The 25,197-nt window shown below is 54.2% G+C and carries 22 protein-coding genes; 5 read left to right on the forward strand and 17 right to left on the reverse strand.

The genetic code is table 11. The features are described from left to right. Nucleotides 1-45 precede the first annotated feature (45 nt). From ACR3EG_RS18905 to ACR3EG_RS18950, 10 genes are all read right to left on the reverse strand, one after another. Nucleotides 46-1,209, reverse strand: coding sequence for a TonB family protein (locus ACR3EG_RS18905; RefSeq protein WP_480497023.1), 1,164 nt, complete (start codon nt 1,207-1,209; stop codon nt 46-48). After that, nucleotides 1,206-1,583: an ExbD/TolR family protein gene (locus ACR3EG_RS18910; RefSeq protein ID WP_170355803.1), complete on the reverse strand. Its 378-nt coding sequence runs from the start codon at nt 1,581-1,583 to the stop codon at nt 1,206-1,208. The genes ACR3EG_RS18905 and ACR3EG_RS18910 overlap by 4 nt, the downstream gene beginning before the upstream one ends. Then, on the reverse strand, nt 1,580-1,906 hold the full coding sequence (locus ACR3EG_RS18915) for a biopolymer transporter ExbD (RefSeq protein WP_170356050.1): 327 nt from the start codon (nt 1,904-1,906) through the stop codon (nt 1,580-1,582). Before ACR3EG_RS18915 ends, ACR3EG_RS18910 begins: the two co-directional genes overlap by 4 nt. 31 nt (nt 1,907-1,937) lie before the next feature. Continuing rightward, nucleotides 1,938-2,603 (reverse strand): MotA/TolQ/ExbB proton channel family protein, encoded by a 666-nt coding sequence (locus ACR3EG_RS18920; protein ID WP_170755150.1) that lies wholly within the window; start codon nt 2,601-2,603, stop codon nt 1,938-1,940. Beyond that, complete coding sequence (locus ACR3EG_RS18925; RefSeq protein WP_480497022.1) at nt 2,600-3,034, reverse strand: hypothetical protein; 435 nt, start codon at nt 3,032-3,034, stop codon at nt 2,600-2,602. The genes ACR3EG_RS18920 and ACR3EG_RS18925 overlap by 4 nt, the downstream gene beginning before the upstream one ends. Before the next feature lie 135 nt (nt 3,035-3,169). After that, a complete protein-coding gene (locus ACR3EG_RS18930; RefSeq protein ID WP_480497021.1) occupies nt 3,170-5,458 on the reverse strand; it encodes a glycoside hydrolase family 9 protein in 2,289 nt (762 codons plus the stop codon). 334 nt (nt 5,459-5,792) lie between these two features. Continuing rightward, nucleotides 5,793-6,719: a glycosyltransferase family 2 protein gene (locus tag ACR3EG_RS18935; RefSeq protein WP_480497020.1), complete on the reverse strand. Its 927-nt coding sequence runs from the start codon at nt 6,717-6,719 to the stop codon at nt 5,793-5,795. Between the two features lies 1 nt (nt 6,720). After that, entirely contained in the window at nt 6,721-7,686 is a 966-nt protein-coding gene (locus ACR3EG_RS18940; RefSeq protein WP_480497019.1) for a glycosyltransferase family 2 protein, read from the reverse strand. A gap of 37 nt (nt 7,687-7,723) precedes the next feature. Continuing rightward, complete coding sequence (locus ACR3EG_RS18945; protein WP_480497018.1) at nt 7,724-8,605, reverse strand: sulfotransferase family protein; 882 nt, start codon at nt 8,603-8,605, stop codon at nt 7,724-7,726. 73 nt (nt 8,606-8,678) lie between these two features. Then, complete coding sequence (locus ACR3EG_RS18950; protein WP_480497017.1) at nt 8,679-9,479, reverse strand: WecB/TagA/CpsF family glycosyltransferase; 801 nt, start codon at nt 9,477-9,479, stop codon at nt 8,679-8,681. 266 nt (nt 9,480-9,745) lie between these two features. On the opposite strand from ACR3EG_RS18950, the gene ACR3EG_RS18955 reads away from it, so the two are divergent. Continuing rightward, complete coding sequence (locus ACR3EG_RS18955; protein WP_480552276.1) at nt 9,746-11,980, forward strand: exopolysaccharide transport family protein; 2,235 nt, start codon at nt 9,746-9,748, stop codon at nt 11,978-11,980. Between the two features lie 120 nt (nt 11,981-12,100). Here the strand turns inward: ACR3EG_RS18955 and ACR3EG_RS18960 are convergent, their stop codons facing one another. Both ACR3EG_RS18960 and ACR3EG_RS18965 read right to left on the reverse strand, forming a co-directional pair. Continuing rightward, a complete protein-coding gene (locus ACR3EG_RS18960; protein WP_480497016.1) occupies nt 12,101-13,405 on the reverse strand; it encodes a polysaccharide biosynthesis/export family protein in 1,305 nt (434 codons plus the stop codon). A gap of 42 nt (nt 13,406-13,447) precedes the next feature. Then, the gene (locus ACR3EG_RS18965) at nt 13,448-14,152 is read right to left on the reverse strand and encodes a sugar transferase (protein ID WP_480497015.1); all 705 of its coding nucleotides are present in this window, start codon (nt 14,150-14,152) and stop codon (nt 13,448-13,450) included. A gap of 259 nt (nt 14,153-14,411) precedes the next feature. On the opposite strand from ACR3EG_RS18965, the gene ACR3EG_RS18970 reads away from it, so the two are divergent. Further along, nucleotides 14,412-14,762: a hypothetical protein gene (locus tag ACR3EG_RS18970; protein ID WP_480497014.1), complete on the forward strand. Its 351-nt coding sequence runs from the start codon at nt 14,412-14,414 to the stop codon at nt 14,760-14,762. A gap of 296 nt (nt 14,763-15,058) precedes the next feature. On the opposite strand, the gene ACR3EG_RS18975 is transcribed toward ACR3EG_RS18970, so the two are convergent. Beyond that, nucleotides 15,059-16,486: an oligosaccharide flippase family protein gene (locus ACR3EG_RS18975; RefSeq protein WP_480497013.1), complete on the reverse strand. Its 1,428-nt coding sequence runs from the start codon at nt 16,484-16,486 to the stop codon at nt 15,059-15,061. Nucleotides 16,487-16,811: 325 nt separating this feature from the next. Here ACR3EG_RS18975 and ACR3EG_RS18980 point away from each other — a divergent pair, with 325 nt between their 5' ends. The 3 genes from ACR3EG_RS18980 to ACR3EG_RS18990 all read left to right on the forward strand — a co-directional run bounded on the left by ACR3EG_RS18980 (nt 16,812) and on the right by ACR3EG_RS18990 (nt 20,462). Then, a complete protein-coding gene (locus ACR3EG_RS18980) occupies nt 16,812-18,083 on the forward strand; it encodes an O-antigen ligase family protein (protein WP_480497012.1) in 1,272 nt (423 codons plus the stop codon). Nucleotides 18,084-18,268: 185 nt separating this feature from the next. Further along, nucleotides 18,269-19,183 (forward strand): glucose-1-phosphate cytidylyltransferase, encoded by a 915-nt coding sequence (rfbF, locus tag ACR3EG_RS18985; RefSeq protein ID WP_480497011.1) that lies wholly within the window; start codon nt 18,269-18,271, stop codon nt 19,181-19,183. 109 nt (nt 19,184-19,292) lie between these two features. Further along, a complete protein-coding gene (locus tag ACR3EG_RS18990; RefSeq protein WP_480497010.1) occupies nt 19,293-20,462 on the forward strand; it encodes a glycosyltransferase in 1,170 nt (389 codons plus the stop codon). 248 nt (nt 20,463-20,710) lie between these two features. Here ACR3EG_RS18990 and rfbC read toward each other — a convergent pair whose 3' ends face one another. From rfbC to ACR3EG_RS19010, 4 genes are read right to left on the reverse strand one after another with little or no spacing between them, the layout of a single operon-like run. Continuing rightward, nucleotides 20,711-21,244: a dTDP-4-dehydrorhamnose 3,5-epimerase gene (gene rfbC / locus ACR3EG_RS18995; protein WP_170755137.1), complete on the reverse strand. Its 534-nt coding sequence runs from the start codon at nt 21,242-21,244 to the stop codon at nt 20,711-20,713. A gap of 32 nt (nt 21,245-21,276) precedes the next feature. Then, nucleotides 21,277-22,626 carry a UDP-glucose dehydrogenase family protein gene (locus ACR3EG_RS19000; protein WP_480497009.1) on the reverse strand — a complete coding sequence of 450 codons (1,350 nt, stop codon included), beginning with the start codon at nt 22,624-22,626 and terminating at the stop codon, nt 21,277-21,279. Next, nucleotides 22,626-23,735, reverse strand: coding sequence for an NAD-dependent epimerase/dehydratase family protein (locus tag ACR3EG_RS19005; protein ID WP_480497008.1), 1,110 nt, complete (start codon nt 23,733-23,735; stop codon nt 22,626-22,628). The genes ACR3EG_RS19000 and ACR3EG_RS19005 overlap by 1 nt, the downstream gene beginning before the upstream one ends. 19 nt (nt 23,736-23,754) lie before the next feature. Then, nucleotides 23,755-25,059, reverse strand: coding sequence for an NAD(P)H-dependent oxidoreductase (locus tag ACR3EG_RS19010; RefSeq protein WP_480497007.1), 1,305 nt, complete (start codon nt 25,057-25,059; stop codon nt 23,755-23,757). Between the last annotated feature and the right edge of the window lie 138 nt (nt 25,060-25,197).

Consider the following 25,197-nt stretch of genomic DNA (forward strand, 5'->3'; position numbering starts at 1 on the left):
CAAATTTTTGAGTGCAGATAAAACGATCTGCATGTCCGATGGTGGTCAATTGCTGGTGTAAAAGAACGACAAACTGCGGCTGGTTCCTCCGGGCGGCAGAGGGAACGGCTCGGCGGCGCGAACTTGCGCGCGGGCAGCGCGGTCGACTTCGGGCGAGCCGGAACTGTCCACCACATCGACAAAGGCCAGAGATCCGTCAGGGTTGATCCGGAAGAAAACCTGCGCAAAGCCGCGCGCCGAGACAAAGACGACTGGGGCACGGTTCAGATGGACCAGAACCTCACCCGCATAGTTGGTGGTGTCCGAATTCCCGGGCCCTCGCCCACCAGACCGGGTGCCACTGTTGCCTCGGGTGAAGTTATCGACCCCGCTGCGCCGATAGGTGGATAAGGGCGACTCGATCTCTTGCGAAGGGAATCTCAGATCACTGAAATCCCGCGTGCCATTACTTGCGCCCTGCCGTTGGGGTGTCGGCTCGCGCTCGGGCCGTTGTGGCCGGATCGAAGACCGAACAGCCAGTTCCGAATCCGCCTCGGTCTCTTCCGGCTCGGCGGTTGCTTCGGGCAGAACGGGATCGACCGCTTCATCTTCAAGCGGGACAACCGGCAAGACGGAAATTTCGGGCACAGGTTCAGCTTCGGGTTCAGGAAGCGCTGCCAGTTCTTCGACCTCCGGTGTCACGGGCGGCGTTTCGGTGGGGGCCTCAAGTTCCTCGGGCAAAACGTCCGGATCGCCTTCGGGTATCTCGACTACCTCTGCTGTTTCCACGGACGGAGTTTCTTCAATGTCATCGCTCGCAGCTTCTTCGCCCTCAGATGTATCTTCGGTCTCAGCCACATCCGGTTCGACTGGCTCGGTTTCCACGGGCTGCACAACTTCGGCCTCACCAACATCCGGTGAGAAGGTCTGCTGAGGGTTTTCCGAGGCGACTAACGCCTCGCTGACCGGCACTTCAGGTTCCTCTGGCAGTTCTTCGACAACTTCTTCTTCGGCTGGCGGCTCGGGCTCAGGGACAGGCGCGGGCTCTTCCGGTTCTGATGCGGGTTCGGCAAGGTCTTCGAAACTGTTGCCCAGTTCAACCGTATCTTGCGCGTCCGAAGTGCCAGCATCCTGAACCAGATTTGGCGTCGTAAAAGCAAGCCCCATGAAATGCAGAAGCAATGACACCAGCACGGCGACAACCGCGATGAAAATGGACCCCCGGATCATTCCAACGCCTTTTGGGTCACCACGAATACAGACGTTGCCCCAAGACGACGCAATGTCCCCGTAACTTCGACCAGACGCGCGCCCAGCGCCTCGCGATCGGGGACGATCCGCACAGGGCCGGGCTCTCGACCTTGCATATAGGCTTCGGGCTCAATCTCTGTTCCGCGAAAACTCAGGCTGCCGTCACTGTGCATGACCAAAGCATCGGGCGGTTCGCGCCCATCCAATTCGGACGTATCCACAAGCTGAAGATCCGGATCCAGCGGCACCGCAACCGTTCCGGCGATCAGAAAGAAGATCAACATCAGAAAGACGACATTGATCAGAGCGATCGTGGAGTCGCGTTTGCGGCGGGGACGGATTGAGCGGATCATTCCAGCACCAAAACGCTGAGACCTTCGCGCCCCCTTAGCCGGACCAAAAGGTCCACCAACCGCTGCGAGGTGGTCGCCTCGCCCAAACTGATCAGAATCTGGCCGGTTTCGACCTGCGCCGTCAGATCATCAAACGTGATGTCAGCACCGTTCAAAGTCAGCGTCTCGGGCCCGAGTTGAACAAAAAACCGTTCGGTCGGGGTATCAGAGGGGGTGCCGCCGCCGGTCGCGTTACTCAGCTCGATTTCGGCGTATTTCGAAAAAGTTGACGTGAGCATGAAGAACAGCAGCAGCAGAAAGATCACGTCGATGAGCGGCGTCATCGACAGCGGCCGTCTGACAAAGGGCGCCCTGTTACGCATGTCCCGGTGCGGTTTCCATGGGTTGGTCAGTATCGGCGAGCGGGATCGCTTGCCCCGGCACAAGGATCGTGCGCAGCGCCTTGTCGGCGAATACTCTTTCACGTGCCGTCCGGCTTTCGAACCAAGACAGGACCATTGAGGTCGGCATAGCCACGGCCAACCCTACAGCAGTCGTGATCAGGGCCACCCAGATTCCGCCCGCCAAAAGTGACGGATCAACAGACGAGCCAGCGGATTGCAGGCTTTGAAACGCCTCGATCATACCCAGAACAGTCCCGAACAAACCCAGCAGCGGGGCCAACTGCGCCACCGTGTCCAACAGGCGAAAGCCGCGTTCAAGCCCGGCCAGCGCCAGCCCGGCTTCGGCATCCAGACGTTGGTCCAGACCCGGTGCATCCGGCGCATCCATGGCCACTTCGACCAACGGGGCCAGATAGCTGCGGCTTTTAGCCAGCCGCGCGCGCGCCGTCTGCTTGTCGCCATCATCCCAGGCGGCCAGTGCCTGCGACAACACCCGGTGCCGTCCAACACCTGACACAGTGAACTGCCAGACCTTATAGAGCGTCACCGCAAGGGTCACGACAGACATGGCAATCAGGATTGCAACAACCGGCCCGCCAAGGTTCAGGATTTCGCGCAGCGCGTCAATCGGGCTCATCCCAGAAGCTCCACATCTGTGCGGGTACTCAGCTTCAGTGCCTCAATGCAGATCGGACTGTCTGCGCCGTCGACCGAGCATTTCTTTGCACCGTTGATCAGCACTTGGCCGATGGACGCGCAGCTTACGTCGCGCAGGTCAAATCGCCGTAACCGGGGGCGGTCCACGGGCAGTTCGCGAAACGGGTACAGCGTCAGGGTGATCAGACTGCCGGATGTGTCGAAGATAACCGTTTCGAAACTGGCGTCTTCTATGTCGATACCGGTTTTGTTTTCGACCAGGAAGTTCATACGACAGCCCTGTTCGACATCCTGCAAAGCATTCAGTTCAATCTGCAAATTCCCCGGTCCACTGTCCTGAGACTGCGCGGCAGACGCGAACGGCAAGCTACAGAAGATCAAAGCCACAAGGGCCGGGCGGAGAAACGGCATTTACGTGCTCCCGATTTTTCAAAGTGGACATCGAAAACCGACGACACTTGACTGGCGATCAGCTACACATAGCGAACACCGCAAGCCGGTAAAAGAGCAGCAGACGGCTTTGTGAATTTCGTGGCAGACCTGCGCCTATTCGGTTGTAGTGTCACCATTTCCCGACGCCTCATCAGAGGGTCGACGCGTTGCGAATGCACAGGCGACCAACCATTCCATCGCGTTCGCCTTCATGTCATGTTCCGCTGTCACGGCGATACTGCGACTTTCGAAGATCTGATTGTAGACCGGCCAGTCATCTTGAAGAGAAGGGTAAATCGACCCTTGTGTCTTTCTCTGCTCCCATTTGTGCATCTTGCCTCCGGCTACTCCAAAGCTGATCTGGCCGGGAATCGTGGCCGTTCCACGCCGGTCGGTCATCAAAGGGTCCGAAAAATCGCGATGCCCCATACCTTGCACAAAACTGACATTGGCGGGGTTGCAGCCAAGCCCGAACCACATGCCTTCCGCAGCCTTGTCCAGCAAATCCTGCGGCACGTCCTCTACCAACGCACCGTACATGGCAAACTGCCCGGCTCTCCAGTTCGAGCCGGGACCAAATCGCATCCAACCCCGGCCCCAAGGGTACGTGGCCGTCGTGTGCAACCCGAAATCCCGCCCCATTCTTTCGCCTTTTAAAGCGCGCGATTTTAACCAGCGACCGATCGCGGAATACACCTTTCTGTTTACGGGCCTGCCTTCTTTGGCGGCTTTCATATATTCGGTATTGCTGTAGGGATAGACACCCAATCGAACGCCGTCCGCAGGCGTATCAGCCTGCGGGGCAAACGGGTTATGAGCTTCAAACGCAGCGCGCGCCTGTTTGTTACCGGTCGCCCGATACAAAGCCGCCGCGGCAGCGACACGGGCCTCGGCGACCCTGCTTTTCGACAAAACGGCCGTCTCATCAGCTTCGTCCATGTCCGGCACAGGTTGCTGTTCCGCCCAATTCCACGCCGACAGGGCTTCGGCAATGATCGCGTCGCCCAGCACCTGGTCTGCGCAGGTGTTCTTAATCACATGCCCCAGCTTGGCTGCGCCGAAGACGAACCGATAAGCGGCCCAGACCTCGGGTCCATAGGCATAGATTTTCTGCACCGGGTTCCATGAAACCGATCCAAATATCCCGCTTCTGGAATACTCGACGCCCCCTATGATCGCACCATCCTCGTGCTGTGTGCGGCGCCACAAAGACGCGCCCCAAAGTGCCTCGTGGATCAGATCAGGCAGGACGGTTTGACCATCTCCGATATCCTGCGCGTTCTTTTTGGCCTTCACGGCCGGATGCGCGAAAGGTTTGCCGCTTTCAGGCAGATTCAGGTCCAGAGTTCGACAGTGATCATGAGCCTCGACAAGTTCGGCCATGTGAAAAACCACATCCATGTGCTGCACGCGGCGATCCCAGTCACCCGCATCATGCCATCCACCCCATGCATTTGGATTGGTCGACATCGTCGACAGTTCGGGCGCGGCGTCGGCACCTCCTGCCCCCTGCACATACTCGGACAGCAATTCAAAAACGCGCGCTTTTCCGTAGCCCTCGCTTGTAACGCCCAATTTAACGTCCGTTTGCCATATTCTGAGCCCATCGTCGGGGTGACCGTCGCGCGGCCGCGATATCCCCTCGCCGAATGGTTCCGCAATTTCACAACCGGATCTCTGGTAATAGTACCAGCGGGCAGCCAGTCGCAGGGCTTTGTCGTAAGGTGCGAGTGATACAGGGAAGGGAAAGGACCGACCCAACCCGTCGACATGAAGATGAAAATCTCCCTCGAGGTTCAGGTCGGAAAAGTCAGCCTCATATATATCGCAGCCATTGAAATTAAGGTCTTCCCGATGCGGCTCGGCCCCAGGTTTCACAAGTCGCAAACGACCTGACATCGCTTCGGCCCCGTCTGGGGTGGACGTAAGGCGCCAAACCGTGTCCTCCGATACTGCGCCATCCGTGTTGCCGGCCCGGCCGTTCTGGTCCTGCCCCCACCACGCACCGACATATGCCTTCTTTGGCCCGGTCAGAGGATATCCGGCGTGACAAACGTGGATCGCTTCGCTGAACGGGTTTTTTTCTCGGCGGTGTTCGATCCTTTTTACAGACGGCCCCTTGATGGCAACGACCGCACCGTCGGGAATGTCTTGATCCAGTTCGAAGGTTACAACATGCCTTTTCGTGCTTTCGAAACGTCCGTTTGCGACTGCCATCGTCTGAACAGGTGTCGATTTGCGGTACAGTGCTGTCACCTGCACGGCTGTACCATCGACGGTCACTTGCCACTGATCAGCCTCATCAGCCAAAGCGTGCTTTTGATGGTCTTCTTTGCCCAGACGAAACCCGCCCAAGCGGCTGCCCTTCTCGACTTTGGCCCAACTTGTGAAAAGTTGAGGCATAGTTGCACTCTCATTCCCCGAGAAGTTCCCTGAACGACCATTCAACTTCCCAACCGAACCGAAATCCTTTGTTGGGTCCGGCGACCATACGACTCGGTCACTAGCGGTCACTTCAACAGATTCAGGTGCTGCCAATTTGGTATCAACAAGAGTGAGCTGGATGATATTCGCGCCAATAAATCCAACACTATCTTCTGTCACATGCTGTCGCGCCTGAGCATGAACCGGCGCGGCCCCAATCGACAAAAGCCCTGCCAAACAGGTGCTTTGCAACAAAAAAATACGCCGAGACAAAGCCATTGATCATGCGCCCCCTTCTGATCATTCGCCTATCTTACACCCTTCGATCCAAACTGCGAACGAAGCGCCAGATCAATTTCGGGCGAAACAAGCTGTCCGGGTACATGATCACGCCACACAAGCCTTCGAACAAGGCGACGGGTTTGCGCCCATACAGGTACTGATTTCGGACACCCGACCAAAACGCATCTATGTGCCGCGCACGTAAAAGAAAACGCAAACGCGCGCCGAATTCTTTTTGCATCTCAGGATTAACCGCAATCTTCTTGACGCAAGGCACCTGCTGCACAAACAGCGAACTGCGTGTTTTGAAATTCGCCCCGTTTGCGACCTGACGGTAATACAACAAAGCCGGGCCTCGGATCACGCTGAATTGGCCATGCAGCAAGACACGGCACCAGAATTCCCAATCTTCCCCGGCGGTCAGGTCTTCGTCATATCCTCCGGACAGCCGTGCAACTTGGGTGCGCAGGGCAAGCGCGCCTCCGTTTACGACGAAGTTCTTTTTCAACAAGGCAGGCAGTTGTTCCCCGTCCGGTACCAGCGACCTGTTATCGGCACCGCGCAGATGTTCACCATCGACATTAATACGCTGGACGCCCGCCAGCGCACCGATTGCGTCAGAACCTTCGAGAGCGTCCTTGTAAAACAGCAGCCCATCAGCATGCAGCAGATCATCCGCATCCAGGAATAACACGTAGACACCACGCGCCAGACTTAGACCCAAGTTTCGTGCGGCGCTAACACCCTTGGCCGGCCCGACAACGGGAATGAAACGCGGGTCGCGACCGGCAAACTCTTCGATAATGCCCCGTGTTCCGTCGGACGAGCCGTCGTCAATACAGAGAACCTCGAAATCTGCGAAGGTCTGGCCAACAAGGCTTTGAAACGTTTCTTCGATGAAACGTTCCATGTTGCGTGCGGGAATAACCACCGAAAACACCGGGTTTGCCTGCTGCATGTCAACGCCCCCCTATGCGATCGACCTGAACGGCCGCCGCGCTATATTCGGAAAAGGTTAATCGCGCCATCGCCGCCAGCATTCCCGCACCACGACAGACTTCAAGAACACCCCGATACATCCTTGCTCTGGAGCCGAAACCCAAACACAGGCACAAGGTTGCCCCCCACCCGATGGCCCCGACGCCTTTGACCATCCGTAGAACCACCCCCTGACGCCGGATCAACGCGATGCGCCCCAATGTATTGCCTTTGCGGAACCAACGTCGGCTTAGCCAACGCATGGTGGTCCTGTTTTCCGGGACAACATCCCAAACCAGCGCATCGGCTGCAGACCGGATCATGCCGCCCGTTTGCTTCAACCGCGAAAAGAACTCTTCATCCTCGCCTCCGGTCGTGTTGAAGCGCATGTCGAACCGCAGGCCATGCGCCCGAATGACCGCAGCATCCGCGATCGAGTTGTTCGTTGCAGCAGAAGGTAACTGAGCCCGATGTTCATAAGGCCCCATTTGAAACAGCCCTAGTGCGTCCACCCAATCTGGCGGTTGTTTCCGGTATTTGGGCTGGACTGCGCCCTGCACAGCAACCGTCTCGGGTGTTTCAATCACATCAAGCATACGCGCCAACCAAGTAGGAGAGGCCGTTTCGTCATCGTCCAGAAAGGCGAAATACCTTGCATCATATGGGGCCTCAGCCAGAGTCCGATTGCGCGCCGAAACAATGCCACGCTCGTGCTCGATCACGTAGATCACCGGCCAAAGGCTAAGCCCCTGTATGTCGCCCAACTGGGATTGTGCCGTTTCATCCGGCGCGTTGTCCGCGATAACCAGCGTGATCCGGACATTCCAACCCTCCAGATCCTGCGCATTCAGGCTTTCGATCAGCATTTTCAGCCCGTGCGGTCGCCGATAAGTCGCAATGCAAATCGCGACATGCAGAACGGGGTCTTGCTGAACCTCAGCGCACATTTTCAAACGCCCCAACTGGTTGGAAGAACCCCATGACTCACCCTTGGGATTCCGAACGATCAGCAAACACGTCCCGCCATGTCGGCCACGGCAAGACATCCCGACCAGCTTGTTGGGCCACATATTCCATGTCCGGCGTGAACTGACTTGCCAGGCGTTGCCGCGTTTCCGGCATTGGCGGTGCCACTTTGGTTTTCAGGTGCTGCCTGTTCATCGACAGCGCCTGTTTCAATCCCGGCAATTCCTTTAGGGAACTTACCAGACCCGGCATGCCCAACGAACGGATTGTATCGCCACCATATCGGAGTGTTTTTTGCACCCCGGGCATCCTATACGTGATGCTTTCATGGTGGCGGGCACCCAGGGACGCGGGGTTGGCCTCGGCCGCGACGCCAAGGTGGTCGCAAACTTTGTTATAGGTTCCACGGGGATCGGCGGAAATATCCTCGGAGAACAGCAACAGCAGCGCATCTCGATCAAAATGGGCAAGCCAACTTTCCAGATTGGCCTTGTAGTGACTTTGAAGCGCATAGGCAGGGTTTTGCGCCCATGCGGTCTCGAACGATGTTGCCGGATCAATGTGGCCCTTGCGTATTTCGTGCATATGGTTCGAAAACGCCCGATCGATCGGATCACGCAAAATGCAGATCAGTTTGAGATCTTTGTTGTAGGCCCGTGCCCTCTGAGCTGCGTCGCGACTGAAAAAATAGGTGGGCGAACACTCACCCCTGATACGGCCCTCAGAATTGTCGTCGAAACAGGATTCGTACCACGTGTACCCTCGGTCATAATTTGCGGTGAAAAAGTTCAGCTCTTTCGTTTCGCTGGTTACCACGTCCGGGTGTTCCGCGAGGACATGATGCAGCCATGTTGTCGCGGCTTTTTGCGCGCCAATGCCAATAAATCCGACTTTCGCCACTTTAAAACACCTTCCAACTCATCAACAGAACCCGCCCGACGACTTGAAATACGAAACACGCCGGCGGTGTGTGTTATTGCCGTCGCAATCGCCGGGATATGTCTTTTCTGAGCACAATACTCAGCGCGTGCGGAATGGTGTGCACATACCTTTTGATCAGGTATCGCGGACCAGTTGCAATTCGGTGCAGCCATTCCAGCCCCGACTTTTGCATCCACAAAGGCGCCCGAGCGTAATCACCAACTATGTAATGATAACACCCGCCACAGGTCACAATCCAAGCGCAGTTTTCCAACTTTGGAGCAATGCGCGCAGCGAAATATTGCTCTTTCGGCTTACCCAACCCAACCCAAAGAATATCCGCGCCGCTCACATTGATATCTTCGATAATGGCATCTTCCTCGCTTTCATCGAAGTACCCATTGCGCCGTCCTGCAATTTTCAATCCGGGATACAAATCCTTGAGTTTTTCAGTACAGTCGCGGTTTATTTCTTCGACGCCACCCAACAAATAAAAACTAAGATCATTCTTCACGGCGACTTTTGCCGCCGAATGAATAAAGTCAGTGGTCGCAGTTCGTTCGGGGATTCTGGGTTGGCCCTTAATGAACTTGGAGGCCCAGACAATAATCTGGCCGTCCGCATGAACGATATCGGCAGAATTCATGACCTTTGTGAACCGTTCATCCGTGGAATACGCGGAAATTGCATGCGCATTGGACGAAAATACCGTCAACGCGCGGCCCAGCTGCCCTGACCTGCGTTGCTTCACGTCTTCAACCATGGCTGACGTGAGTTCTTCGTCACTTGCAACTGCGACAGGCATTCCACCCACCAAAATATGCGGCAAACGCATTTCGGCATGTTTACTCATAATCAGTCGCCCCTAAAAACAAAGGTAGATACTAGGTACGGCGTAAGGTTAGCAGGCGTAGTGATTCTTACTATTAAATTTGGCTGTGAATCCCGGATTGCGGGCGAATTAACCTAAGTTAAGACTATTCTTATCACGTTATCCCGACTTTTAGCATCAATAGTTAAAATTTTAGCCTATTGCTCGCGCAATTGCAGATTTTTCTGTTGAATGCCCCCCTCTCGGCTTATGTTTCAAGATATAGATATTTAGTTTGTTTGTGAGTTATGACCGATCAGTACCGAAGAAGTTTGGATGCGGAACTATCAGGACTGGGACTGACCTCGGCAGGCGACCCGGAACTTAGGGTTCTGTCAAACATTGCCTGGGCAATCCGGCGTTCTTTGTTTTGGGTACTATGCTTAGGCTTCGTGGCGGCAGTTGTGGCCTATGCCCTGACGTATCTGTCGGTTTCAAAATATACGTCGAACGCCAAGGTAATGATCGAAACCCGCGTCCAGACGGAAACTGAATTCACACCGCAAGTATCCGGTTTGCCGTTGTCGCTAACTTCGCTTGAAAGCGAACTGGTCTTATTGCGCTCGACTGACTTGATAGAAACTGTCGTTGACCGGTTGGAGTTGCAGAACGACCCCGAGTTTTCCGGGCAAGACGAAGCTATTTCGTTGTCTCCGATTGATCTGGCTCGAGGGCTGAAAGACCAGCTGGTCGCCTACCTTGTTGAAGAAGACAACGATCTGACGACCGGCGGTGAAGGTCAGCCAGAACTGGACCTGACGCGAGAAACCACCATAAAAAACCTGCAAGACTCAAGAAGTATCGAACAGATTGGCGATCTTTCGGCGGTTTACGAAATTCGGGTAACCTCGGAATCTCCGCAAAAAGCGGCGTTAATCGCAAACAGTCTGGCCAATGAGTATATGACGCTTTTGACCAGAATGAAGCGCGACGACCTTGTGCAATCGCAGCAATGGCTTGCCACCCGGATCGGTCAAATACGCGAGGACCTGAACACGCTCAGCTCAGATCTTGAGGCGCACTCGATTGATACCCCCTTCACTCCGGACGAATACGCGACAATCAAGGCGCAGAGAATTAAGGCCGAAAAACGAGCAGCTCTGGTTGGTGATGAACTGTTCGATATCGACGGGAAGTTAAAGACCCTGCGTTTCCTGAAAAGCAATGATCAACTGATTGAGGCGGTCGAGTTCGCGACAGAGACCGGGCTGATGTCCCAAGTTCCGGGCAAGGCGCTCGACTCTAAGGAAAGCGTTGCGGTGCTCGAAGATGCCCAAAATGCTGCAGAACGCAGATCTGACGTTCTGACAGGGCAACTTGCGGCGCTGAATCTCAATATCGAAAACTTCAAGAAACAACAGGTCCGTCAAGTTCAGCACGATTCAGTCACCAAGAGAATTGAAAACGAAATTTTGGTCGCTGAAGCAATCTATCGGGATTTTGTTTCTCAGCTTGGCCGCCGTGCAGAGCAAGGAGAGTACCTGGACGCTGGCGCGCATATTATCGAAACCGCGCGGGTTCCCGTTGAACCTTCCGAACCACGGCGCTCGGTTACTGCGCTTATGGTCATGTTCGCGTTTGTTTTCCTTGGGTTATCATATGTTGTTCTTCGCGAAATATTCCAAAAGCGCCTGAGAACGACTTACGAGCTTGAAAACGCCACTGGCATCAAGTTGTCGGCGATTGTGCCAGAAATGAAACGGAACCGTCCGTTCGAAACATTTTTTACAAAGAACGGTAAGATCGATTCCCAGCTTCTTCACTACGGGCGCAAACTTTTGGCGAACGCCGATTTTGGCTTACGAACACTTCGCCAGGATGGGGAATTGTCGACGTCTCAAGCAGCTGAGTTTTTTTCGAAGAGTCTGGACATCAAAAGCAACCATCGTGCTCCGGAAAACGGGTGCATGATCTTTTCAGGCGCAACCGCGCTGGCGGATGAAGGCAAAACCTCCACGCTTCTACTGCTTGGTGCTGTCGGTGCCCAGGCTGGGTATCGAACATTGATCGTGGATTGCGACACAGTAACATCGACTTATCGAGACCTGTCTCAAATCACCGAAGAGTCTCTGAAATACGCTGCCAACCACCCGTTATCTCTGCAGGATTTCATAGTTGGTACACCACAGGACGGGTTGGATGTTCTTCCTCTTGTCGGAACGCAAAAGGACACCAAACTGATCAAGTCCGTTGAGGATTTTCTGTGTTCTCAAACTTTCCTGAACCTGCTGCATGGATTGGCGGATTCATACGAGGTCATTCTGTTGGACACGCCACCACTTTTGCAGGCCGTCGAGTCTGCCTATCTTTCTCAGGTGTCGCAGCGTGTCATTCTGTTCACGCGCTGGAACAAGACTGACAGAAACTATGTTATGCAGGCAATGCGTGAGCTGGAAAATGCAGGGGTACGTCCGGCTGCCTTGGTCGCAACTCGCGTGGATATGAAGCAAATTAAAAAATATGGCGATCCGCTATTGGCGTAAGCCGGGTTAGCCGGTGGGTTTAAGCGTGCAGAATGTCTGCCGTCGTGCGTTTGAATGCGACCTGCCGATAAACACAGTTTAGCCAGTTTCGGTTCAGCACAAGGCCGGAAGAGAACGCGATCACTCCGTCAGCGGAGGTTCCGGCGCGATTTCCTGGACCGAGATCTCAAGGCTATCCCCAGGCAGCAACTGAGTCAGCTTGTCGACCTCTCGGGATTGCAACTGGCCATCTACCATCCGAAAAACGGTAACGGTGTAGTCGATATCCATAATCAGGCTTTCAGTACCGATTTCATCCGAGGCGCCCGCAAGATACTTCGAAATAGTGTCCATCTGATGCCGCGCGTCGCGAACGTCCAAAGTGGCTGCCCTTCGTTCCTGAAGCAGCCGCAACGATCGCTCTTGTTCGTATTGCTCTTGGTCCCGTATCAGCCGGGTCATGATCAGACTTGTGCCCGCGAGGTCTTCCTCGACATCCAATAGGCGGGTCGCTGAAAGAACGGTCGTACGCCGCGTATCAGCCAAACGGGACCCAGGAGCCAGACCTTTTTCGACCAGGCTGACGACTCGAGCTTCTTCCTCTTCGTCGGCCTTTAGCGCCTTGGCCAATTCGGTCTTTTGCTCTTCGAGAATCCGAATTCTTTCAGAAGCCTGTTTTTTTGCATTCGTGAAAAATTCCCGCTCACCGGCCTCATTTTCCTGGTTGATTTTCCGGATTCTGATTTGCTCGGCCACCAATTCACTCAGAACTTTAGGTGATACCGAAACCGAAGTTTCCACCGGCGGCAGCAAATCCATGTCCTGAGCAATCTCGGACGAGGCACGCCACGCCGTAACAATACCTTCTGCATGTTTTAGTGCTGCTTGACCGTAAGCGGTTTGCCATCGCAGCAATTGAATAGGATCAATGGTGATATCGTCAGTCAGCAGGCGGCTTCGGACGCCACCGGCCAAAGCCACGGCCTCGCGCGCAGTTATTGCCACCCGAAAATCGATCTGACCGGTTTGCGCAACATCGCCCCCGACAATAATCGGCCGGTAGCCGTTGCGCACGATTTCAATCTCATCGCCGTCCAGCTGGATAATGTAGATCTCGCCGTTCTGGTCGTATTGCTTGACGATTTTTCCGGCCGCATCCAGTCGGACGAGTTGTTCAAGTTCATCCGTGGACCGGCCCTGAGCTTGAAACTGTCCCAACCATTTTAAATTGACATCCCCATGCGCATCTATGGTCGCGTCAAAGGACAGATCCTCAAGTCCGGTGAAGGCGACAGTCACTTCGTCCCCCGGCTCAAGATCAAAATCTGCGGCTGCTGTGGTCGCCACCAACTGACTAAGGGACAAGCCCAATATCACTCCGGAGACCAAGCGAATGGTTTTCGCCCGTTGCACGCCGCAGTCACCGTTTCTTTCGTCGCGTTTCATTTCAAAATATCTCTTACCGAAAAACACCGTGACACGCCGCAGTCAGCAGCCGGTACCGTTGCAAACCGCCCCAACGGTTCGAACCAGTATCTTAAGGTCAAACCAAAGGCTGATTTTCCGCGAATAGTCGCTGTCAAAAATCGCGCGATGCGAGAATCCAACGTCGTTGCGTTCGGAAACCTGCCAGAGTCCGGTAATGCCCGGCTTCATCAGATTGTACTCTTTTCCGGGATACATCTTCTGCTGTTCAGGCAGCATGGGACGTGGTCCAACAAGGCTCATGTCACCAATCAATACATTCCATAGCTGAGGCAGTTCATCCAAGGAGGTCATGCGGATAAATCGCCCGAGTTTCGTCACCCTTGGGTCGTCGTCCAACTTTTGCTTTGTTTCCCATTCGGACGCAAAGGTGGGATTATCGTCTAAATGTTTCTTAAGAAGCCGATCGGCGTTAGGCACCATCGAGCGAAACTTCAAAAATTCGAATTCCCTACCACCCAATCCAATGCGCTTTTGCCGATAGATGACAGCCCCCCCCTCAAGCTTGATCATAAGGGCAATTAAACCCATCAGCGGCAGGACAAATGGGGCACCAACCACAACCAGAAAAACATCCAGAATGCGCTTCCCTTTTACGGCATAAAAACTCTTCAAACTGTCTTTGTCACTCTCAAGCTGTACAGAAGCTTGATTATTTTGATAAATTTCAGCGTCTTCTAATTGGAAAGAACCTCGAAGTTGGTTCATGGTAACCCCCAAAACTAGCACTTTCGGACAATGGCCACATCGACGGAGCATTCTTCAAACAAAATGCACCCGAGAAACGCCTAGAACCCAAATGGCTCACGACGTCCCAGCAAACCTAATTTTCGCTCAATAGATCCGAGGTTGCGCGCACAGTTGCGCGTTTACCCACCCATTATATTCTCCCGACTCACTAAAAAAACGTGGTCAGAATTGTAGCCCCACGAGATGATCGCACTTCTGACGAGGCGAAACAACTTTTTTGTTATTAATTGACAAAGCGGATAGGCTCAGCTGCCTGAATTTTCCGCAAAATCCAGGCGCCGACTGTTCGCAGGACGATGTAGATTTTTTTGCGCGAAGAGTCAGGTTAGCTCATCTTGCAACACGCCGTCAGGCATTGCGACCAGAAGAGTTTTCGGTTTTCATCGGCACTTTACGTGTGAATTTTTCACGCAACTTTACGTTGAATGCAAAATTAAGACCCGCGATTAGAACCGGAGCACAGCATCCGATGAACAAGCTGGTCAACGCAGCTGATCCAATGGTCGTTCCGGAAATAAGAAATGCTACAAAACACATTGCGGCGATCAACGGACCTGCCAGTAAGTAGACTGCTAGCATTGTTCTCTAAGCTCTTGCTCTTGGTGTTTCGCGTATTTTTACTCTGCCTATCATGCGCCTCAAATGTGCGTTTTTTGGGGCATCCACTCACCAATATAGGTCAGTGAATCCATTCGTTATGCTTTGACACATAATTTTGAAGCTGGTGTCATATTACCATCATATCTCTGGAACAACGACTCATCCGGCACAAAAAACCAAAATACGCAGCGTCGTTAGGCAAAATTGTGCCACCCAATACTATTGAGCTTTGCAGGTATTCGTTAAGAAGCTGTTAATAATACGCTATTTCAAAGAGGGAAATTCGCCGAAGTTCAGCCCGCGCCTGATTTTTGCGACGACAACAAGAGCGGCGGTTTGTTTTACGGCCACAAGAGTGACAAACATCGCCACCGCGGCAAGGGTCAACAGGCCAAGTTGAACCGGCAAGCCCGATGACGAGTTGGCCAATAGCCCCAACGGAACAAAGGCAACGATCCCGGCAACGGCCTTGTAGATTTCAGGCGCTGGCACAGTGACCGGATCAATTTTGCGACCGAAATACTGATAGGCCATAAAACTCAGGAGGGCGCTCAGTGCAAAGGCAAGAGCGGCGCCGCGCGCGCCCAAGAGTTCGATAATTAAGTAAGACAGGATCACATGCGCAATCAGGGCACAGCAGGTTATTGTCAGTTGCAACCCCGTCCGTTTCGCCCGCGTGAAGGAAAAGCTGATATAGGCACCCTGAAGCCCGAAAATAAATGAACCAAGCGTCAATATCCGCAGGTATTCTGAAGAATTATCGACAAAATCAGCCTCGAAAAGAAGACTGGCCAATACCTCAGGAGCGCAGATCAGCGCCGCGGCAAGGGGAATCGACACCAGCATCAGGAACGAAAAGTAACGCTCCAGATAAGCGTTCGAGCTTGCGGTGCCATGCTTTTCCTGAATTTCAAAGACAGAGGGCGCGACAACGCGCATTATGGTGCTCATCAGTAGCCCCAAGGTTCGTGTAGCCAGCGCCTGCGCAGCGGCGAAATATCCGGCAACCTCTAACCCGGCCAACGCAGCCAAAAGAGATTGCGACGACATCGCGAAAAACGTTGAGCTTGACGCAACCACGGCCAGCGGAAAACCGAACCACAGGTAGGTCTTTATTGCGCTGAGCTGTGGCCAGGCGATACCAGACTTCTTTAACGCGATACCCAGCGCATAGGCACCCGTCAGCGCAGCCCCCAGTGACATCCCGATCACCGCGCTTTTGTACCCCCCGCCACTCAGCACAAACCCGATCGCGAAGGCCACGCCAAGCGCATGACGCAGCAGTGTGACCGCAGCGAATTTCGGGCCTTCGTGATACAGCCGAAGGCACGTTGTTCCCACTTCGTGCATTGCCAGACTGACACTGAAGATCGCAGCGTAAAACAGCCCGTCCACCCATGCTCCGGGCAAAATCAAGGAAGCAATTACGGAAACGACCAATACCGCGACCGACAAGATCGCGCCCGCGCCCAAGGTCATTGCAATCGTGGTACCTTTGAATTCCTTAGCATGGTGAAATCGGCTGATCGCAATAACCAGCCAGAGAAACGTAAACGAGAACAGGATAGTCCCCAGTAACATTGTCAGATTGTACCTGGCAAAATCTGCCGGCCCCAAAACACGGGTAATTACGACTAGGATCGCCACCACAAAAACTGCGGACAGGATTCTGGGAACAAAGAACCAGGTCATCGAGACCGGCACCCTGTGGTCGCCTCTTTGAAACTCATTAGAACCTAACTGCCGTGATCAGGCACTTACACGACTCATAAACAACTGCACTGGAATTGCAGCAAGGATGGAGCCCTCCTTTTGACCTGTCAACTTTCCCCCTGGCTCGGGCAGGCAAAGTGGGACTGACCCAGACTTGCACGAGCGTTCTAGGGACCAACCCGTTTCGATTGAGTTCACGAAGATAGACAAGGCGTAGGGTGGTTAGTACGCTTTCCGGGCCTGAGCCGTCTATTGGAGCTTATAGGCCACTTTTAGTCCGAACCCTGAATCGTGCCTTGACCCTATGAAAGCAACATACCGCACATTTTCGAGCCAGACCCTGGATGGGAGCACATTCCATCAGGTTGTGTTAATGGTGTGCCAGGTTCTGTTCGTTCTGACGGGAACCGGACTTTTGTCCATCGTGCTGTGGCAAAACTCGCTGGCGAATAAAATCGAAATCCTATCTCTGGCGCCGATGCTTGCAATCACGTGCCTCTATTATCGGCATCTGCTCCGCGGGGCCGTCGCATCACCCGAGATCGTGTTGATTGTGATCCTTGCTGCAGCATCAGTAACGTGGAGCACCTATCCCGCCGAGTCTTTGGAACGCAGCATTCCGCTGATCGTAACAACCGCATTCGGCCTGGCCCTGGGCAGTATGATGTCGCTGCGAGGGTTGCTTTTATTCATTGCGACTTTTTTCGGCTTATCCATGGTGCTGGCAATGGGGGCAATCATTGCGTTCCCGCAAGCAAGGGGTATCCCACCGTGGGGGGACACTTGGAATGGGATCTATATGCACAAAAATGGGCTTGGGGCAGCGGCCACAGCTGCCTTGTTGTCTTGCACCTATGCAGTGAAAACACTTACGGGAAAACTGAAAACCCTGTTTGTTTTGCTAACATTGCTGTCCCTGTTTCTGCTTATTGCATCAGAATCCAGAACCTCTCAGATTCTGGCTGTGGTGACGATGTTTGCACTTTTTTTACGCGGCCTCTTCCCAAATCGCGAAATCATGTGGGCCATCTGCTTCATTCTTATCTCGCTGTTTTTGGTGGGCGTGACTGCATTTGTTCTGACATCGCCTGTCGCAGATCCTTTGTTCGCGCTGATCGGGCGCAAGCCAACGCTTTCGGACCGTATTCCGCTTTGGGAAGTCGTGTGGCCTTACGCGATGGACAGGTTTTGGCTGGGATACGGCTATGTCGCGCATTGGTACGAAGACGCACCGCACTTACGCATTTACTTCATAAAGCTGGTGTTTCAGCCTTTCTATTCCCACAATGGCCTGATTGAAACTTTCCTGAATGTCGGATTTGTCGGCGTTGCTTTGTTTTTTCTTGCGCTCATGCGGTTCTTCTATGCGATTTTCTACAGCCTGTGGTTCATCCAGAACCGCGACTCGATCGCCTTCACCCTAGTTCTTGGGATGATGTTCGTCTTTGGCAACATAACTGAAAGTTTTATTCTGGAGAGGCTTTCCGCCACTTGGATGTTTTTCGTGGCCTATGCGACCAAGATGAACTTGATCGTTAAAACAGTGCGCACTGGTCAAGCTTCAACCCAGCAATAAATTCGCTCAGGTGTTTCCGTTAAGGAAATAATACTGCATATTTTGCACAATGTTTCCAAAAACTGCTTTCGCAAACGCGCTTTGATCTTGCGGGAAGATTGACATCAACCCGCCAAGTGTTGTCGACTTTGAATATTGAAAATTCGAGTCTTTTTCTAATCTTAGGAACTTTTGGGGAGGCCCAATTGAAGACAGCAATATTTGCAGGTGGCAAAGGATCCCGCCTGATCGAAGAAACCCGCATCCGCCCCAAGCCTCTGGTTGAAATCGCCAACCGGCCGATCCTTTGGCATATCATGCAGCACTACTCGACCTATGGGCATCACGATTTTGTCTTGGCGCTAGGGTATATGGGCGATCTGATCAAGCAGTATATATCCGATCTGTGCCAGCACGACGGAAACCTTCGAGTGGATTTTGCCAAACGCGAATTGTTCGGCGAGCCCGAGTATCACAACAGTGTGCTGGACGCGCAGATGCCGCCGTGGACGGTTGATCTTATTGATACTGGGACCAATACCATGACCGGCGGGCGCCTTGCCCGACTGCAGCCTTATCTGGGCAACGAAACTTTCATGCTGACCTATGGCGACGGCGTGTCCAACGTCGACCTTGATGCGTTGTTGTCCTTTCACAGGTCACACGGCAAGCTGGCCACGATCACCATGGTACGACCCCTGACGACGTTCGGCCATTTGCAGGTCCGCGAAGATGGTTTGGTCGAAGGCTTTATGGAAAAACCCGAAACCGCTGCTGACTGGATCAATGGCGGGTTTTTCGTACTGGAACCCGAGGTGTTCGACGCAGTGGCAGACGTCAATGGCGACGAAATCATGTGGGAAGAAGGCCCTCTGCCCAAGCTGATGGAATTGGGCCAACTGATGGCCTATCGCCATTCCGGCTTTTGGTATTGCATGGATCACCTTGCCGACAAACGTCGCCTTGAAGATATGTGGAAAAGCGGCAACCGGCCCTGGGCGACCTGGGAAAACGCGAACGGTAACGCACCCCAGGCCACAGAAGATGGCAACGGAAAACACCGCCCCGGAATCGGCCGAGGCGGCAATCCCGGCGACTGGGTGCGATACAAGTCCCTGTGACACAAACCGCCATTCGGGCCGGGCATAGACCGTCTGTCAGAAAGGCGTTGTGACAAGGCGTCAAGCTTGGATCAGGTCCAGGCGTGCGTTGTGTGTAAGGAGTAAAAGTGTGACCAGTTCCGCAGTTTCCGCACCGGTGCGACGCGAGGTATTGATATTCTCGCAACGCAAACTCAACGCAAATATCTCTCGGTGCTCGGGCTATGAGTTTGAGGATGTCGTTGCCGAGATCGAGGACGCGCAGGTTCTGACACCGACCCGTACCAGACAACCTCGCATTCCGTTGAATCCCAAGCGATGGTTGTCCAAGCGGACGGACCTTTTCCAGCACTGGCCCTCTGGTGTGCCGCAATCTCGCTTGACCAAGGATTACGATCTTTTTCTTTGCAATGTGCAAAGACCTGATGAGCTATTGGTACTGGATGCGGTACCGAACTGGCGCGACCAATGCGACACGGCAGTCTGTGTACTGGAAGAGGTTTGGAGCGGCGATATCGATCTATACACTCCTTTGATCAAGTCCCTCTCGCAATTCGACCTGATCGCCTGCGCCTTTGCCGAAACTTGCGGTATGATTCAGGATCTGACCGACACCCCCGTCATCCAGATGCCCGCCGCCGCGGATATGGTCCGGTTCGCGCCCGACTCGCTGAACGTCGATCGGCCGGTCGACATGTATTCCATGGGCAGACGCCGCGCTGAATTGCACCAGAACCTGCTTGCCGCAATCAAGCAGAGACAGAGCTTTTACATCTACGATTCCATCACCAAACCCCCGATCACGGGCGATCATACGGTGCATCGCGATTTGCTGGCGAATCTGATTCAGCACTCAAAGCTGTTCATGGTGGATATCGCCAAGCTGGGCCATGCAGACCAAAAAGCAGGCAATATCGCCTGGGGCCCGCGACACATTGAGGGCTTTGCAGGCGGCGCCATTCAGGTCGGATACGCCCCGGATATGGAGGACTATCATCGGTTCTTCGACTGGCCCGACTCGGTCATCAGATTGCCCGAAAACCCCGATGAAGCCTTGGAAAGGATCGTGGCCCTTTGGGATAATCCCGCCGAACAGGATCGGATTCGCAGGATCAATTTTGCGCACGGCCTGCAGAAACACGACTGGATGCATCGTTGGGCGCAAGTGTTGGACCACCTTAACCTGCCCGAACCCGACGGTATGCTAAAACGTCGTCAGCACCTTTCAGATATCGCGGGGAAACTAGGTGCAACGCAACAGGAACAGACACTTGGGCCGAATGCCTTGGCGGCCACTTGATCCATCCCATTTCTGTGGTGAAGTCGTGGGGCGGCAGGTCGCACTCAGTACCCCCTCAAAACCAGTCAAAAAACCAGAACGTGCTAAAATCAAACTTGCCGCCCACACGAGAAGAATGACATTGTGGCAAAATTGTGTCCACTCCTCGAATGGAAACTGATTGTTAGCTTTTTGGAAACTATCGCTTGAAAACCGATTCGATTGATCGCTTTCAGGAATCGCGTTCGCCTGAGAACACGCTCCGCGTATCAGTCGTTTTCGATCAGCGGCCAGCTTGTGTCCTTGGCTGAAATCTCAGTCACTTCATGCGGCCACATTATACTAAGCGCTGGGTCGTCGTACCGAAACCCGCCCTCATCTTGCGGTGAGTAATACTCGTCAACCATGTAACTGGCGACTGAGTCTGGCTGCAGCGTTTGAAAGCCGTGTGCAAAGCCCTTGGGCACATACATGGCAAGTCCGTTCTGCGCGCTCAATTCAGCGCTGAAACTCTGCAGATAGGTCTTGGAACCGGGGCGAATATCAACAATTACATCGAACAACGCGCCCGCAACACATCGGATCAGCTTGGTCTCTTGCGCCGGGGCGTGTTGGAAATGCAGACCACGCAAAGTCCCTGCGTCACGGCTGAGGCTCATGTTCCCCTGCACGAAATTGGTAACAAGATCCTGCGCTGCGAACTCTTGCGCGCAGAACGTCCGGGCAAAGAAGCCGCGATCATCGCCGCGCCGCTCCAACTCGATCAGGTAGGCACCGGACAGAGGCGTTTCCTGAAAGATCATCGTTGTCCCCCTTTTCCTTCCACTGCCGTTGGTTAGGACACCGCAGGCTGCAGACCGATACCTTCGTACCGAGAAACGCTGTCCTTGGGTATCATCCGGCGCCCGTCGATCACCAAAGGCTGTGCCGTTTGACCGTTCAACAGCATGGGAAGCTCGGAAAACTCGGGCCAACGCGTGACGATCATGACTGCATCTGCCCCATTTAGAGCCTGTTTCAGATCGTCCTCATAGGTAATCTTGTCCCCGAACAGTGCTTCGGCCTCATGCCGGGCAATTGGATCATAAGCGGTCACAACAGCCTCATCCGCCAACAACTCGCTGATAATGGTCAAAGCAGGGCTTTCGCGGATATCATCCGTACCCGGCTTGAACGCCACGCCCAGAACAGTGACGCGCCGCCCGGCCAAAGCCGGGATATGCGATCTGAGCCGGTCCATCATTTGATGCGGCTGTTTGGTGTTCGTCTGGATCACCGCGTTCAGCAGAGGCATGGGTGCACCTGCGTTTTCGCCATAGGCAATCAACGCTTTTACATCCTTTGGAAAGCAACTTCCGCCAAAGCCGCAACCCGCCGCCAGATAGGTTATGAACCCCGGCCAGACCCTTTCCGCGTTTTCCGGCAGAATCGGCGTGAACCGCTTGTCCAGATGCATCCCCTCCATCGCTTCGACAACGTCGACACCGACCTTGGCACAGAGATTTCCGATCTCATTCGAGAAGGAAATCAACGTCGCCAACAAAGAGTTGGCTGTATATTTGATCATTTCCGCTGTCGCCGGGTTTGTCCGCACGATGTCGACGCTGGGGAAAACAGAATAAAGCTCATCCATCACGGCGATTGCGCGACTGTCATTGCCGCCGATCACGATCCGGTCGGGATGCATGAAATCGGCAATCGCTTCACCCTCTTTCAGAAACTCGGGGTTCATACCGGTGCCAAAATCCTGCCCTGCTTTTTTGCCAGAGGCTTCCTCAAGAATGGGCGTGACCACCGTATCCGTCGTGCCGGGCACCACCGTGCTTTTGACCACCACGACATGGTAGGCGTCTTTGTCTTTTAACACCTCGCCAATCTGACGGGACACGTCGCGGATGTATTTGAGGTCAATTTCACTGCCGTCGAACGGCGTTCCAACCGCGATCAGTGAAATGTCTGAGTTGAGCACCGCTTCGCGCAGGTCTGTTGTTCCGCGCAGGGTCTTGCCAACAGTTTCGCGCAACAGCTCGGCCAGTCCGTCTTCGTGTATGGGCGGGGTACAGGCGTTGATCTGGTCGATTTTTTGCTGAACCGTGTCCACGCAAACCACATCGTGCCCTTTACCCGCAAGACAAGCGCCTGAAACCAGCCCAACATACCCTGTTCCGATAACCGAGACGCGCATCACTTATCCTCTGCCTCTTGATTGCCGCTGTACCAGAGCAGCGCACGCCGCAGGCCCTCATCCACGCCGATCTCGGGGTCATATCCGATTTCGGTGCGGGCCTTGGCGATCACCGGACACCGGCGGTTTGGGTTGTCGACCAGATAGTCCTTGTCGTCCGAAACCTGAAACACGACCTTGCCGGAATACCCGAATTCATCCTTGGCAATCGCGGTGACACGCTCGGCCAGATTGGCCATCGAAATCTCGGGTTCTTCGATCCCGATATTATAGGCTTCACCCGGTTTTCCGTTCAGCATGATCTTGTAATAGCCACAGACCGCATCGGCGACGTAGCAAAACGTCCGGGTTGGCGCGCCATCGCTGAGCATTACGATATCGCGCCCCGCAAAGATATCGCGGGCGAAATCCGGCAAAACCCGCCGGTCCGAGATCTTAAGCCCCGGCCCACAATTGTTGAAAGGCCGCGCGATCGTGATCGGCAGGTCGTGCTGTTGCGCGAACACGACGCACAGCGTTTCTCCATACCGCTTGGATTCGTCGTAACAGGCGCGCGGGCCGGTGCAGGACACATTGCCCCGATACGTCTCGGGTGTGGGAATGTTTTCGGGGGTCGGATCACCGTAAATCTCGGAGGTCGAGTAGAACAGGAACCCTTTGATCGGTTTGCCCTTTTGAGCCTGGCTCAAAGCATATTCCAACATATACCTCAGGCCGCCAACATTCGCGTCCATCGTCTCGAGCGGGTGTTGGCGATAGTAGATCGGTGACGCGATCGAGGCCGCGTGGATGATATAGTCATAATCGCCCATATCATCCGGCAGGGGGTTCGTGATGTCATGCGTGGCCAAGGTCAGGTTGGCATCACCTTCGATCGCTTTCAGCCAATCGGGAACGCCCCGGACATAATTGTCGAAAACGGTCAACGAGATCGGCCTACGGCCGGACAGCTTATTCCAATGCAGGACGGATTGGACAAGGTAAAATCCCAGAAACCCTGCGCCTCCGAGGATCAGAAGATTTTGACCCGACATGGCCTGAAACTCGGGTCCGATCTTGCGAGCGATATAGTCTAAATCAGCAGAAACAACATCTTGAGCAGTTTTCACGAGAGTTTTCTCTTTAAAGTTAAGGACTGGTAACAGGGAACATTTCGTCTTGTTGCTGGCGCAGTTTAACCGTGAGGCTATCGGTTGGCAGATCGACATCGTCATATGTCAGGACGGCATCTTTCGAGATATCGCGCTTTAGCGTTGCGTTCTCGGCCAGACCAATCGGTAGCAGGTTCTGCGACCGCACCACGTCATAGTTTTCGCACATGCCATAGGTCATGTATCCGCCCAGACCATCCAGTTTGGCCCCGGCTTTCAGGTCGATCTTGGCACAGGTGATTACATCCACGACCGGACCGGCGATAGGCGCAATCACGGTATCCTGGGCCAAAGCCACACGCGCGGCGGACAGCGGTACCTCAAAAATCGTCAGGTGATAGGGTACGTAAAAGCTGTAAAGGTCGTTCTGCCCCAGTTTGCCATAGTTCAGATAGTGGCGCTGCATATCGTCCTGCGCCTCGGCAAAGACGTATACGCCGGGGCTGGGCTGACTACCCACCACATACTCAACGATCCCGCCTAATGCGCGGATCTGGTCAAGATCATAGGCCCCGGTCAACTCGTCCACATGACCTTTGTGCTCAATCCCGATCATACCGCGTTGGGCCACTTTGAACCCGGTCGCATTGGCCACAATTGCCTGCTCGAAGCTGATCTTGGTGCCATCCGCGAACGAGGTGACCATGTGCGGGGTTTGCCCCCATTGCTTGGCGAAACCCTCCTGCGTGGTCGGATTGCGGTAACGATCCTGCAAGCCCTTGATGTTGCCGCAAACCCGAGGGATCAGACCGATGCTTTCCACAAATCGCAGCAGGTTGATCTGCACGCCCGGCTGATCGCCATCACATCCGGTCAGAATAACGCCCGCCTGATCTGCCATTTGCTTAAGCAGAGGTCCGACCGTGCTGTCCAACTCGGCATTCATCAGAACCATGTGTTTACTGTTCTCAATCGCAGCTGTCGTGACCCGAGCGCCGTATTCCACATGGCCAGTTGCTTCGATCAACAAATCGACCTGTGACATCGCACAGGCCACCAAAGGGTCTGCGGTGATCGCGGACTTGCCCTGTTTGACGGCTATGTCAGCGGCAGCGGCAGTTTCAGCTTCGACGATATCACTGGGGGGAACGCCGGCATCCAGCAATGCCTGCCGCGCGGCGGAAACAGTGCGGTTACACAAGACGCTGACATGCATTCCGGGGGTATATCGCACAACCTGATTGACAAGACCGCGCCCCATGAATCCGGCGCCAAATACACCGATCCGGACTGGATTATTCTCGGCAGCACGGTTCTTGAGAAGGGTATCGACAATGATCATTTACATACAACCAATAAAACAACTAACAGTTCGATCTTTGCGCCAGTGGATAGCAAGTGGCAGACTTTAGTCAGACTGGGCCTTGCGCAAACCAACGCGCTTTGCTCACAAGCACTTGATCAAAGGATAAACTGGAAT

This window comes from Ruegeria sp. AM7 (assembly GCF_056535965.1).